15 protein-coding genes are annotated in these 12,997 nt (G+C 68.5%); 5 read left to right on the plus strand and 10 right to left on the minus strand.

Going from position 1 to position 12,997, the window contains the following annotated elements:
- Positions 1-99 precede the first annotated feature (99 nt).
- From CG747_RS44070 to CG747_RS44105, 8 genes are all read right to left on the minus strand, one after another.
- On the minus strand, positions 100-771 hold the full coding sequence (locus CG747_RS44070) for a histidine phosphatase family protein (RefSeq protein WP_100607511.1): 672 nt from the start codon (positions 769-771) through the stop codon (positions 100-102).
- Positions 764-1,525: an SDR family NAD(P)-dependent oxidoreductase gene (locus tag CG747_RS44075; protein ID WP_100607512.1), complete on the minus strand. Its 762-nt coding sequence runs from the start codon at positions 1,523-1,525 to the stop codon at positions 764-766. The genes CG747_RS44070 and CG747_RS44075 overlap by 8 nt, the downstream gene beginning before the upstream one ends.
- On the minus strand, positions 1,510-2,643 hold the full coding sequence (locus tag CG747_RS44080; protein WP_100607513.1) for a hypothetical protein: 1,134 nt from the start codon (positions 2,641-2,643) through the stop codon (positions 1,510-1,512). The genes CG747_RS44075 and CG747_RS44080 overlap by 16 nt, the downstream gene beginning before the upstream one ends.
- Entirely contained in the window at positions 2,640-3,629 is a 990-nt protein-coding gene (locus CG747_RS44085; RefSeq protein ID WP_257981170.1) for a glycosyltransferase family 9 protein, read from the minus strand. The genes CG747_RS44080 and CG747_RS44085 overlap by 4 nt, the downstream gene beginning before the upstream one ends.
- Before the next feature lie 170 nt (positions 3,630-3,799).
- Positions 3,800-4,372: a phosphoribosyltransferase gene (locus CG747_RS44090; RefSeq protein WP_100607515.1), complete on the minus strand. Its 573-nt coding sequence runs from the start codon at positions 4,370-4,372 to the stop codon at positions 3,800-3,802.
- Between the two features lie 60 nt (positions 4,373-4,432).
- Positions 4,433-6,232 carry a DUF4254 domain-containing protein gene (locus CG747_RS44095; protein ID WP_100607516.1) on the minus strand — a complete coding sequence of 600 codons (1,800 nt, stop codon included), beginning with the start codon at positions 6,230-6,232 and terminating at the stop codon, positions 4,433-4,435.
- Entirely contained in the window at positions 6,232-6,843 is a 612-nt protein-coding gene (locus tag CG747_RS44100) for a hypothetical protein (RefSeq protein ID WP_257981171.1), read from the minus strand. The genes CG747_RS44095 and CG747_RS44100 overlap by 1 nt, the downstream gene beginning before the upstream one ends.
- Positions 6,844-6,893: 50 nt before the next feature.
- Positions 6,894-7,361, minus strand: a complete 468-nt coding sequence (locus CG747_RS44105; protein ID WP_100607518.1) for an NUDIX domain-containing protein — start codon at positions 7,359-7,361, stop codon at positions 6,894-6,896.
- Between the two features lie 230 nt (positions 7,362-7,591).
- Between CG747_RS44105 and CG747_RS44110 the strand changes: the two genes are divergently transcribed.
- From CG747_RS44110 to CG747_RS44130, 5 genes are all read left to right on the plus strand, one after another.
- On the plus strand, positions 7,592-8,731 hold the full coding sequence (locus tag CG747_RS44110; protein ID WP_257981172.1) for a DNA-binding transcriptional regulator: 1,140 nt from the start codon (positions 7,592-7,594) through the stop codon (positions 8,729-8,731).
- 22 nt (positions 8,732-8,753) lie between these two features.
- Positions 8,754-9,323, plus strand: a complete 570-nt coding sequence (locus CG747_RS44115) for an isochorismatase family cysteine hydrolase (protein WP_100607519.1) — start codon at positions 8,754-8,756, stop codon at positions 9,321-9,323.
- Between the two features lie 4 nt (positions 9,324-9,327).
- Complete coding sequence (locus CG747_RS44120; RefSeq protein ID WP_100607520.1) at positions 9,328-10,248, plus strand: FAD-dependent oxidoreductase; 921 nt, start codon at positions 9,328-9,330, stop codon at positions 10,246-10,248.
- A gap of 171 nt (positions 10,249-10,419) precedes the next feature.
- A complete protein-coding gene (locus tag CG747_RS44125) occupies positions 10,420-10,881 on the plus strand; it encodes a hypothetical protein (protein WP_100607521.1) in 462 nt (153 codons plus the stop codon).
- A 111-nt stretch (positions 10,882-10,992) separates the two neighbouring features.
- Positions 10,993-11,751: a transposase family protein gene (locus tag CG747_RS44130; RefSeq protein ID WP_100607522.1), complete on the plus strand. Its 759-nt coding sequence runs from the start codon at positions 10,993-10,995 to the stop codon at positions 11,749-11,751.
- 13 nt (positions 11,752-11,764) lie between these two features.
- Here CG747_RS44130 and CG747_RS44135 read toward each other — a convergent pair whose 3' ends face one another.
- Together CG747_RS44135 and CG747_RS44140 are read right to left on the minus strand one after the other, a co-directional pair.
- Positions 11,765-12,160, minus strand: a complete 396-nt coding sequence (locus CG747_RS44135) for a recombinase family protein (RefSeq protein WP_257981175.1) — start codon at positions 12,158-12,160, stop codon at positions 11,765-11,767.
- Positions 12,055-12,783 carry a recombinase family protein gene (locus CG747_RS44140; RefSeq protein WP_257981176.1) on the minus strand — a complete coding sequence of 243 codons (729 nt, stop codon included), beginning with the start codon at positions 12,781-12,783 and terminating at the stop codon, positions 12,055-12,057. The genes CG747_RS44135 and CG747_RS44140 overlap by 106 nt, the downstream gene beginning before the upstream one ends.
- Positions 12,784-12,997: the final 214 nt, after the last annotated feature.

A 12,997-nucleotide genomic window follows, 5' to 3' on the forward strand; every position in this document is an offset into this window, starting at 1 on the left:
CACGCTACGAGGGGAGGGACAGCCATCGGCCGATCCGCAGGTCGGTGACCGCGGAACGAAGCTCGTCGTCGGCACCCGCGGGGTGATAGATAGGCCGCATCAGCCCACCTCGCCGTAACGGTTGGTCTTGTTGGAATCAAGACCAACGTCAGGGAGCGGACGGCTGTTGGCTCGATGGACCTCGATGTCTGGCGCATTGTCTGCCTGGGCGCACCAGGGGGTCGTGAAACGGCGGCGTTCAGCGAAGTGCCACGGGTCGGTGGTCGCGGTGGCGAAGGCGGTGGGCCCCTCGGGGAGGCGGGTCAGCACTCCGAGGATCAGTTTGTGAGAGACGGCCAGGATGGAGCCGTGTGTGCGAGCGGCGTGGCGCAAGAAGCAGGCGCAGCGGGCTGCCCGGGTGTGAAGGTCGGCGAGGCTCTCGCCGTCTTCGAAGCGCAGGTCTGGTTCAGTGAGACGGCGGTTGCGCCATGTTCGGTAGTCGGGCGGGTAGTTGTCCGGGATACGGTCGAGGACGCTGCTGGGCGCGCGCCACTCCGCCAGTAGCGCGGTGCTGGTAAGGAGGGGAAGGCCGGTGAGGAGTGCGAGGAGGCCGGCGGTCTGACGGGCGCGGGGGAGGGGGCTGGTGATGATGCCGGCAATGCCGTCCGGGAGAGGCAGGGCATTGTGAACCTGACGGCGCCCTTCCTGGGTCAGTGCCGCGTCGAAGGGGGCGTGGTGGCCGGGGCGGTGCCCTTCGTAGGCACCGTGGCGCATGAGCCAGACCTCAGCCAAGGATCCAGCCTCCGTCCACGCGCAGGGTTTGGCCGGTGATGAAGCCGGCTTCGTCGGAGGCGAGGAAGGCGACGGCCGCGGCCACGTCTTCGGGGCGGCCTCGGCGCGGGACACACTGGCGGGCGAGCTGTCGGGTGGTCATGGCGACGGGGTCGGGGACGACGGAGTCCTCGGCGGGAACACGGATGGAGCCGGCCGCCACGCCGTTGGCGGTGATGCCCTCTGCGCCGAGTTCGCGGGCGAGGGCGCGGGTGAGTCCTTCGAGGCCGGCCTTCGCGCTGATGTAGGCGCTCAGATCATGGCGTCCGGCCGCGGCGAGGACTGAGCCGATGGTGATGATGCGCCCCCACCGGCTGGCGGTCATGCCGGGCGTGAGCGCGTGGGCGAGGAGGTAGTGGCTGGTGAGGTTGGTCTCCAGCCCCTCCTGCCAGGCACTGGGGATCGTCTGGGCCCACGAGACGCGGGGGTAGGCGCCGGCGTTACTGACCAGGACGTCGATCCCGCCGAGCTGTTCCGCAGCCTGTTGGCACAGACGTCGGACTTGCTCGGGGTCGCGGAGGTCGGCCTCCAGCGCGACGGCCCTCCGACCGCTGTGGGTGATCTGTTCGACGAGGCTGGAGCCAGCCTGGTGCTCGCCGAGATGTGCGACGACGACGGCGGCGCCGTCTGCGGCGAGGCGTTGGGCGATGGCGGTACCGATGCCGCCGGTGGCCCCCGTGACGAGAGCGGTACGTCCGTTCAGTGGACTGGGCATGCCGACTCCAGCGGGGCGAAGTAGGTGGCGGGATCGAAGGACGGGCTCAGGGCCTCGGCCAGCCGGGCCAGGAGCAACAGCCGGTCTTCAGCGGCCAGTTCGGCAAGGTTGTAGACGGCGAGAATCCGCATGGCCAGGTATGGACGGAGCGGTTCGGCCAGGTCGACGCTGGGCCAGAGCCGCTCGGCTACTGGCAGCACGAGGTCCTGCCAGTAGGCGGTGACGGCGGCTCGCCTCGGCGCGCACAGGCGCGGGACGTAGTCGATGCGGATCGTGCGGCCGGTGGCGTCGAGGGTGGCTTGCTGGATCTTCGGGGTATTGGCTGCGACGTGGTCGAAGGTGGCCCGATGGTCGGTGAACGCGGCCCGGTTGTAGGTGGGGACGAGCCATCCGCCCAGGGCGGAGGTGTACCACAGGAAGTTCGCGAACTCACCCGGGATGCTGTTCGGGCCGGCGGTGTCGTAGTCCAACCAAGCAAGGGGATGGGCGAGGTTGACGTCGGTTGGGTCTCCTTGGGTCAGGGCTGCCCAAACGGGCTCGGAGGCCGCGAAGCAGTCCCGCAACCGCCGCAGAGTCGCGAACCAGTCGAGACGATGCCGTCGACCGTTGATGTCCAGCGTGTGTGTGCAGAGTTGGGATACCGGCACGTTGATGATCCCGGGGGCGACGAGGAAGTCTCGCCCGCGGTAGTAGGCGTCGAGCCGACCGCCGGGCGCGGCACGATCCCAGTACAACTTGCGCACGACGTCGGTTGGATCGGTTCGTGCCGCGGTGGTGAGGATGACGTTGCGGTACGTGGTGGTGAGCTGGTGCAGATAGGCGCGCAGTTCGTTGCTGGGTTCGTGGGCGTTGAGGAGGTCGAGCAGGAGCCCGTGGTCAGGACCGTTGGGAAGCCGTTCGTACATCAGGAGATAACCGCCTGGCACCCGGAGTCGGGCGCGGAGGGCGGGCACGCGGTAGTGCGAGGCCAGGTGGCTGTGGCCGCGGATCTCGGCGCGGGCCTCGGCCGGGGAGCGCGTGTACTTCACCAGCAGCTGCTGGCCCAGGCAGTCGACGGGCAGGAGGAGGTTGCGGGTGAAACGGCGAAGCGGGCCGACTGTCACTCGGTGTGTGTTCATCGTCCACTTCCGTCGAGCAGGTCGACGCAGAGCCGGGCGAGGGTAGCCGGGGTGAGGGTCTCCAGGTGGAGGTCCGCCGGATCCGGGATGATGACGTCGCGCACGGGGCACAGGTCGCCCTGGTGCATGCGGTCGGACAGGTCGGTGGCGACTGCGTGGTGGTTGGGCCGGCCGCTGCGCCACTTGCTGTGACTGTGCCGGGCGTAGAGGCCGACGACCGGCGGGCCTGCGCCGTCCGGCCTGCGTGCCAGCGCGGCGAGGTGGGTCAGGCCGGTGTCGTTGCCGACGACCAGGTCGCAGTGCGGGAACAGGTCGACGAGGTGAGCCGCCGGCACACCGTCCAAGCGCAGCACGTTGACGAAGCGGCGGGGACCTTCAGCGGCGGTGGCGCGGATTCCGTCCCCGTCCTGGCCGCCGATCAGGAGCAGTTGGGCGGGGAAGCGCCGGGCCTCGGCGATGCGCTCGGCGACCTCGGTGAAGCGGTCCGCGGTGTAGTCCTTGCGCTCAGGCCAACTGGTTGCGGTGATGCCGGCGATGGTCAGCCCGGTGAACCAGCCCGCAGCCTGCAACTGCTCCACCAAGCTGCTCGATCGGGTGGCCAGCGTGGGGGCGAAAGGCGTGGTGCCGGGAAGCCGGATACCCAGGCGACGTTCCAACGCCAGGTAGTAGCGGGCAGGCAGGTCCGGGTGCGCCTTCCCGTCCGCCGACCAGCACGGCGGACCCGCCGGATCGCACACCACGGTCGCCGCAGCTCCCGTGGCAGCTGCCTCGATTCCGGGCCGGTCGCCGATCACCACACGCTGGCTGTCCGGCAGTGCGGTCTGGTTCTCGGTTGCCAGACCGGCGCGGATGACCAGGTCGGCGTACGGGCCGGTGGCGCGGACGAGAGGGGGAGTGGACTGTAGGCCGGCCCAGTCGGTGAGGGCGCGGATAGCGGAGAGGGCCAGGAGAGTGTCGCCGAGCTTCCCGTGGAAGGCCACCTTCACTTCGCCGCATCGCCTCAGGCGGTCTGCGAGATCGAGTGAGGCCGGCAGAGGTAGCGAAGCCCCTACGGGGAGGGCATCACGGTCGTATCCCAGCGGTGTGGTGTGGACGTCTGTGGACGGGGTGCGGTGGGACCCGGAGTGGAACACCGCCCCGGCACCGAGGTCGGTGTTCATGCCGCCGCCTCGATCGTGGCCAGGGCGACCAGCGGGATGCCGAGGCCGTCGAGGAGGGCACGGGCGCCGCGACTGGTGTCCTCCACCAGACACGCGGCGGCCAACGGCAGGGCACCGGCCTCACGCAGACTCTCGCTGAGGTTGGCCAACGTCCTGCCGGTGGTGACCTCGTCATCGACCAGGACGATCCGCTGGCCCGCGCCGATGCCGTAGGCGTAGACGTCGGTGCGCATGGCGTGCGGTTCGCTGAAGCGGACCGCGCCGTCGAGTGGAAGACGCAGCTTCCAGGCGATCTTGTAGGGGAGCTGCGCTGCGGGGGCGAGGGCGACGGTGGGCAGGATGCCGCCGGCGTCCAGGCCCAGGAGGAAATCCACGGGTCCGAGTCCGGCCACCTGGCGCTGGACACGTGCCCACAGATCGGCGCCTGCGGTGGCAAGGGCGTTGGGGGAGACGGGGGATTCGAGTCCGTCCAGGGAATGGATGACGCGTTCGCGCCGGCTGGTCGGCCCGACGCCGAGGCGCTCGACGATGCGGGCGTTGAAAGACGGTGCGGAAAGGATTTCAGGCATGGCGAAGTCCCGGGCAGGAGCGGAAAGGGAAATGTGCGAAGCGGGAACGGCGCGATGGCGTCAGGCTGCGAGCTGGGTGGAATACCAGGCCAGCAGCTGGTCGACGCCCGCGATGACCGGCGGCAGGGACTGCTGCCGGTGGCCGTCGCGCCAGGCGGCGGAGACCTCCGCCAGGGACGGCACGGAGAAGGCGGGCAGGTCCGGCAGACGGGACGCCGCGGCGAGGATGCGGTCGGGGCCACTCGTCCAGTGATGCTGCTCGCGCAGGAGGAGCCGGCAGGCGAGCGTGAGGTGCTTGTACAGCTGCCGCAGCAAGTCCGGGCCGGCCTCGGCGCGCAGGCGACGCATGGTGAGAATCACCTGCGGGAGCTCACGAACGGCGGCCAACGCGAGCTCGTCCGCTGTGATGGCCGGCAGCTGCAGATCGGGGGCATGGTGCAGAACCGGTTGCCCCTGCTGGAGCTGGTGCAAGGCGAACGCCAGCCGAGGGGTGAGGCGCCGCGCAGTCAGCTCGCCAGGGGTGACCAGGGTGAGGCCGAGCGCTGCCGCACCGTCCAGCGCTGCCCCGTAGCTCTTCAGCGCCTGGGTGACCCTGCTACTCGCGTCGTGTTCGGCGACCACCAGAAGGTCCAGGTCGGACCAGCCGGCGATCCAGGCTCCCTCGCCCGGACTCCCGGTCAACGCCACCAGCTGCACCGCCGGGCCGCTGGACCGAAGGGCATCGACGAAGTCGGCGGTCGCGGACGCAACCGGAGCTGACAGGCCCAGGCCGTACGGAGTGGCGATGCGGAGCTGAACGGGCCCGGCGGGATCGGCAAGTTGTTGGAGCCGGGCGCGAAGCGCGGCGATGCTGCCGGAGTTGTTGATGACGTGGTCGGCGACGGCGGCGACCTGATGAGCTCCGCGGCTGAGCTTGATCTCATCCTTGGCGGCGACGGCCTGGGCGGGCATGCCCGAGCGCGCCACTCGCACCGTGAACGGGGCATCCAGGTAGACGATCTGCAGCCGGTCGCCCATGAGGACTTTGAGTTCACCGATCGAGGCGTCGTCGTGCACGGACTCGATGGTGATCAGCCGCGTGTCCACATGCGCCTCGGCAAAGCAGTTCAACTCGCCCACAAGCAACTCGGCTTGGCGTCGAGCGGAGAGAGCATAGGGATCTGCCAGGCCCTTACGGTGGGCCGCCTGACGCAAGAGATAGCCGATCTTCAAACGCTGAGCGCCGCAGGTCCGCCGCAGGAACTCCGCACTGGTGCTCTTGCCGCATTCGCTCAACCCGCCGAACGCGACGACTCTGGCCAGACGAGGGCTGGGCGTGACCGACGTGGCTTCGGAATCCTCCCTGCCGTAGAGCTTGAAACGCGCAGGCATGGGAAGGCGCCGTCGGCCGCAGACGACATCGGTGACCAGCGCGTCGAGCGCGGCGCACATCTCCTCGCGCTGCTGGTGTAGCGCGGGAACGCGGCGGCGGGCCAGTTCGTCACGGTTCGCGGCGCGTTCGCTGTGCCAGATCCGCAAGGTCAGCACCGAGAGCCGGTCGACGACGGAGGCGAGCGTCTCGGTGTGCAGCGGGGCATCGGCGCGCCCTTCGTCCGCCAGCGTGGCGAGCACCTCGTCTGCGCGTTCGGCCAACGCGTTCCGCTCAGCGTTGAGCTGATCGATCGCCCGCTTGCAGTCAGCCACCTGGGAAGCGGTCAGGTTCGGGTCGCGGACCTGGTCCTCGGTGTCCCAGAGATGGGCGTTGACGGTATGCAGGCGGGTGACGGCGTCATCGAGGCGACGGTAGTCCTTCTCCTGCAGCGCCTCGACGGCGCGCGTCAACCGCGGTGGCAGTACCAAAGGGGGTGGGCTGTGCGTCATCACGTGCTCCAGTTCCTCGGAGGCGGCACGGGCAGGTGAGCACCGACGTGGCGGAGCACCTCGGCGTGGACGTCGTTCGGCGAGCGGTCCTCGCACTCCACGACAGCCGTGTAAACGTCGTGGTCGGCCTGGTGGCGGAGGACGGCGTGCAGCGTCATCTGGTACGAGGGATAGATCCCGGTCCAGGCGCGGCCCTCACGAGCGCTGGTGATCGCGTAACTGCGGTCGGGGTCACGCGAGGGCAGGAGGAGGATGGAGACTTCCGCCGGGACGTTGGCCGTGCCGGCAAGCCCGGCCACGGTGTCCAGCGCCTCTCCCACGCTCAGGCCGTCCTTGACCGCGCACGTCGCGGCCGACACCGCCAGGAGCATCGGAAAGCCCCGGTCCAGCAGCCCCGTCCGGTCGGGCTCGCGGGCATCGGCCCGCTTGGCGTGACTCGCCAGCAGCATGCGGGTCAGCTGAGCCGTCGTCGAGGTCTCGAACCACCACCTCGCATAGTCGCCGGCCGCGACCCGCGCCCATGGCTCCGGGTCGTGTTCATGGACCGCCCCGAGCACCTGGAGGCCGTCCCGGCATTCCGCGAGCCGCCGCACATGGGTCGTCTTACCCACGTTGTCAGGACCGTTGAGACTCAGGAAGTCCGGCAGGCAGCGCATCGGCTTCACGCCTTGCGGAGCGGCGTGCCGAGGACGGAGGCCAGCGCGTCGGTGTTCGCGGCGATGAACTGCGACAGCTCCGGCGGCATCAGGTTCGTGCCGCGAACGGCCTGCGCGGTGAACGGGATACGGACGACCTCGTAGCCGCCCCGTTCCGGCTTGGAGAACTCCGTGCCCGTCCGGACCGCGAGGTCCATGGACACCAGGCGGGCGGCGAAGATGTGCTGGATGCCGACACCGCCCTCCAGCTCATCGGTGATCAGGTGGACGAGTTCGGCGCGCTCCAGTGTGCCGCCGAGTTCCTCGAACACCTCGCGACGAAGAGCGTCCTCGATCGTCGCGTCCTCTTCCTCGACGCCGCCGCCGACCGTCACCCAGTACGGATCCCGGCCCTGCTTGGTCCGTTTGATCAGAACCAGTTCGTCACCGTCGAGGAGGATTGCGCGAGCGCTCCGCTTGATGATGTCGGCCATGGTCGATGACTCCTTCTGACGAAGTACGTGGTTCGAGGGAGAGCGGTCACCGCAACCGCGGACTCTGCGCCGGGGGAACGTCGCTCTCCGACCAGGCACCAAGCATGGAGGACACCGGGTCGGGAACGGTACGAAGAAGTGCTGCACTATCGCCGAAGAACTGCCGAACAAACCCCGCTACGCTGCCCGTTCGGCACCTATGTTGGGACTGCGACAGGGGGAGAGAAGCAGTGGTCACAGTCACGGTGCAGCGGTGGTCCGGACGCGAGACCCGGCTGTTTCGCGAGGCAATGCGGATGGGCATCCGCGACTTCGCCGACTACCTGGGAATCAGCGACCGCGCGATCTCCAACTGGGAGGCAGGTGGGGAGAGCTACCGCCCACGCGCGGCCTCCCAGTCCGTCCTCGACACCGGTCTCGCCCGCGCTCCGGACGAGGCCAGAGCGAGGTTCGCCGACGCCCTCGGCGTCAGCGGCCCGGGGCCATCGGCCGCCGCCGAGATGAGCGTCGACTCCCACAAGTTCCTACCGGTATTCATCGGCTCCGACCGCGCACACCGGCTACGCACCCAGATGACCGGGGAAACACCGCCCGACTGGCTGGAGTCGTGCTCGGCCATCGTCGCGCACCCACATGCGCCGACGTGCACCCTCCACGTCTTCGCCTGCGGAGTCGTGGTGTTCCACATCCTTCAGCCCCGCAAGCCGGCCTCCCTCACCGAACTCGCCGTATGGCGCTACCGTTCCTACGCCTCCGACCTGCCGTGGGCAAGGGCGAAAATCCACGACCTGCTCGGCGAACATCACCCGCACGGGCCAAACCCGGAATACGTCCTGTCGCTCTACTGGTTGACCGCCGGCCCGTGGATCGGCAGCCAGTACGACACCGCGATGCGTCTGTTGTCCACCCCGTCGGTGTTGGTCGACCGCAGCGCCCCCGGGGGCCCCGTGCCCCTGGACGGCGCCGTGGAGGAGTCCCTCCTGGCCACGGGCTTCGACCACCCGGACATCGTCTCCTTCGGCGTACGCGGTGTCTCCACCGGATACGCCGGCTGGTCCGGTGTCTCCTACGCTGCGCTCTCCCAGGAGCGCAGCCTCACCGTCGAAGAGCTCGTCAGCTGTGAACTGATCGTTCAGGCTCTGTGGTGCTACACCCACCACATCCAGCAACGGATCGAAGAGGGGAGTGATCCTTCCACGCCGGATCGCTATGGCTGGCGCTTCCTACGAGCAGCCAACTCCCGGCTCACCACGGCCCGTGCCCAAGAGACCGCGCAGCACTGCCTCATGCGCGAGGCAATCATGAGGACCAGCGGCCTGGCCGAACGCCTCCGGGCCGCACAGGAGGCGCTACGCGAGAGTATGGGATGAACAGCGAGCGAGGAGGCAGAAGATGGACACCGGCAGTGCAGCGCTGGTCGTGATCGACCTGCAGAACGGATTCGTCAACCACCACAGTCGCCATGTGGTCCCCGTGGTGTGCGACCTTGTCGCCCGCTGGTCCGATGCAGGCCGACCGGTGCTCTTCACCCGTTACTTCAACCACCCCGGCAGCGCCTACGAACGCTTCTTCCAGTGGAACCGCCTCCAAGGGCCGCCCGAGACCGACATCGTCCCCGAACTCGTCGGCCCCGCCGCCAACGCCCACGCGACCCTCGACAAGACCGGCTACACCCTCTTCACCCCGGAAGCCACCGACCTGATCCATCGCGAGGGATGGACCGACCTGGTCTTCTGCGGCATCGCCACCGAAAGCTGCGTCCTGAAATCCGCCGCAGACGCCTTCGAACTCGGCTACGCACCCACGGTCATCACCGACGCCTGCGCCAGCGACGCCGGCCCCGACGTGCACGACGCCGGTCTGGTCGTCGCCCGCCGCCTGATCGGTGCAGGGCAACTCGTCACCAAAGACCACGTGATCGCCCAAATCCCCACACCCTGCAACGTATCGGTGCTGGAATAAGCCCATGGCCGCCACCCCAGCGAACACCCCGCACACCACCGACACCGACGTCGACCTGATCGTCATCGGCGGAGGCCCAGCGGGCTGCGCCGCCGCCCTTACCGCGGCCGGCGTCGGCATGCGCTCCGTGCTGGTCGAGCAGGACGACGTCCTGTGCCGAAACCTGCACCGGATCCCCGCGCTCAACAACGTCCTGGGAGGACACAGCAACGGCCCCGATCTCGCCGACTCCATAGCGAAGGACCTGGCCCGCACACCGCTGTGTCACCTCGAACTGGGGCGCCGCGCAACGCAGATCCGCGCCTTCGACCACCACGTCGCCATCACCCTCGACACCGACGTCCGCCTCACCGCCCCGCACGCGGTCCTCGCCACCGGCGTCGGCCCCCTCCAACCCCGCGATGTTCCCTGGATCACCGCCCCACCGGAACTGACCCTGCCCCCGCTGTGGCAGGAACCGATCAATGCCGAAGGGCGGACCCTCCTCGTCCTGGGCGGCGACCGCCCCATCGGGACCTTCCTACGCGCCCACCCCGATACCGACACCCAACTCCTCGTGGCATACCCGGCAAACGACGACTACAAGGTCGACGAAATCCGCGACGACCCCCGCGTCACGCTCCTCCCCGTCCAACACGTCACGATGCATCCGACACAAGGGCCAACGGTCACAGCCGACATGGAGAGCCGGGACGGGCAACGCAAAACCGTCTCCGCCGATGCCGCGTTCCTCAGCCTCGGCAGCGCCCCAACCGCCCCGCCCGGCGACCTTGCCCGTGACACCGCCGGCTACTGTCCGCCCTCCGATCAACACCCGCGCATCGTCGTTGCTGGTGATCTGCGGTCGGCCCGCTTCCAGCGGATCATGACGGCCATCGGATCCGGCAGCGAAGCCGCCCTGCGGGCGTACTACGTGACTCGGTAGGGGTGCCGGCGTCGCGTACGCGGGCGGCTACCTGGGCGAGGGGGGATAGTGGCGCGCTGGTAGAGCGGCTCGAGAAGCTGGTGGGCGAGGGCTGGCTTCCCCGCTCGCGACGCCGGCTGCCTGGCCAGCGCTCCGCATTGCCATATGGGGCATTTGGGGAAAAGTAGCTATATGGGAGAAAAGTCGAGCCTGGCGGAAGTGGTGGACCTGGCCGAGCAGCTTCACCGCCGCCCTTCGGAGCGTGACTTTGAGAGCCCTCCCATCACCGTGCGCGATCAGAGCGAGAGCTCTTCTGCCGAGCAGCGTACGGCCGCGGCGGGGGAGGTACTGCGTGCTGTGATCAGGCGGATAGGGCCGCCGACTTTGTACGGCGGTGCCGCCGCCGGCCTCGCCGTTCGGTGGCGCAGCGAGGAGCAAACGGTTCTGCTGGACTGCGGTATCCGGGGGCTGCGGCTTTCGGTGTGGCACACGGTAGAGCTGGAAGCTCGGGAGGAGGCGTGCTCCAAGCAGGGCGAGTGTGTCGATCCGTCCTCGTATTACGGGCGCCTGCCGTATCTGTGGCTGCTCTACCGAGGGGTGGGCAGTCCTCCGCTCACCTTGCCAGCGGTTGAGACGGCGCCCGATTGGCACTGAGCCGTTTCCAAGCTGGCGTTGCTGACGCGAGTTGGACGGTCCTGCGCAAGGGTGAAGCTCCTGGTAGACGGGTTCTCGACCAAGATCACCCGTGCCCGCCAGGAGCTTCGTGTGCTTGCCTATCCGTCCTCGATCGATCTGTCCAGCCGCACTCTGCGGTTCCTGACGGGGCAACCGGCCGTGAGGAGGCAGGAGATCGGGACGCGGTGGCAACGTCTCTCCGCTGCACGCCAGGCCCTGCTCGCCCTGGCTCACCTGCGGTGCGGTGACACCTATGCCCAGCTCGCCGCCGGGTTCGGCATCGGAATCGCAACCGTCTTCCGCTACATACGGGAAGCCGTCGAGGTCCTGTCCGCCCCCGCCCCGTCCCTGGCCGAGGCGATGAGGACGATCCGGGCGAAGGCGTTCCTCATCCTCGACGGCACCCTGCTGCCGATCGACCGCATCGCCACCGACACCCCGTACTACTCGGGAAAACACAAACGCCACAGAGAGAACGTCCAGGTCCCCACCGATGATCCGTTCGGCCGTCTGCTGCGGGCCTCGCCCGCACTGCCCGGCTCGACCCACGACCTCACCGCCGCCAGGCGGCACGGGATCACCGAAGCCCTTGCCGACGCGGGACTCAAATGCTGGGCCGACAAGGCGTATCAAGACGCCGGCGGGCCCGTCCGGGTTCCGTTCCGAGGCCGCCGTCTCAAGCGATGGAACCGCCGCCACAACACCACCCACACCAAGAACCGCTGCGTCGGTGAGCAGGCCATGGCCACCCTCAAGGGCCGGCGTCTCCTTCGGAAGCTTCGCTGCAGCACGAACCGCATCACCGACGTCGTGACAGCCGTCCTGGTCCTTCACCACGCATCAGCCTGAGGTTGGAAAACGCTCATTCATAGTTGCGGATGATTTTCCCGGTCCTGCGTTGCTTGTAGCGGTGCCCGACGAGACCGCGGTGGCACTTGTTGCAGCGCAGGATGCCGGAGAGGAAGTACCTGACGACCGGCGTCGCACCCGACTCTCCCGGTTTGATGCCGGCCTTCTGCCGTCGGCGCTGCAGTTCGAACTGGACCTGGGACCAGTTCTTGGGAGTGACGATGGGCTCCCACGCCCCGAGCAACGGTCGCCCGTGCTCGTCGAACAGCACCAGGGTCCAACCATCCCCTGCTGTGACCGCGTTCACACGGTGCCGACCTGCGTAGGAGACCATGCCCGCGTATCGCGGGTTGCGGAGCATCTTGGCGACCATGGTGGAGGGCCAGGTCTTCGCCGCAGGTGGCTCGATCCCCTCGGAGTTGAACGCCTTGGCGATGCTGTACGCGGATTCGCCGGCCGGAAGTCCTGGAAGATGCGGGTGACGAGGTCGGCCTCATCGGGAACCAGCTGCCCTTTGCGCTCTCCCTTACGCACCCATCCGTAGGCGATCCGCCCCTGGACCTGACCGTTCTGGGCGGCGGAGAGGTGCTGGCGGGCAACGCGGCGCGCGGTGTCCTCCGAGGACTTGAGCGCCATCACGCACATCATGCGAGCCATGTGGCGGTCGCTGTCGTTGATCAGGTTCATCCGACTGCCGGTGGCTGCGGTCACCGGACGCTTGACGTACTCGACGGTGTCGATGAGGTCTTCGAGGTCCCGTGGCTGGCGCACGAGGCGGTCGAGGTCGTAGAAGATGACGCCGTCGATCACGCCGAGGGTGAGGTCGGCGAGGAGCTGACGGAACTCGGGCCGCAGGACGACCCAGTCGATGGTGCCGTCGGGCTTGGCGATCTTGCGCTTTTTGAATGCGGAGGTGTCGTTCTCCCGGTAGATCTTGGAGAACGGACCCCAGCCGAGGCGGGTTCGGCTGTCTTCGGCATCCTCTAGCTGGCGGTCGACGCCGGCCTCCAAGTCGAAGCGGTCGGAGGAGATGCGGAGTTAGGTGCCTGGGCGCTTCGGGGCGTACGTGGCGAGGTGGTCGTGGAGGTTCAGGGTGACCTGTCCGCCGCGGGCGTGTGCGGGGACTTCGAAGTCCTCCCAGGCGATGGTGAGGGCGGTTGCTGGCGCGGTGTCGGCTCCTGGTGCTCGATGGCTCCGATACCGGGCACTCTCCGTCGAACCCCGCGACTGGGCGATGCTGCGGATC

The sequence above is a fragment of the Streptomyces sp. CB02959 genome, from assembly GCF_002803155.1.
GTDB lineage: Bacteria > Actinomycetota > Actinomycetes > Streptomycetales > Streptomycetaceae > Streptomyces.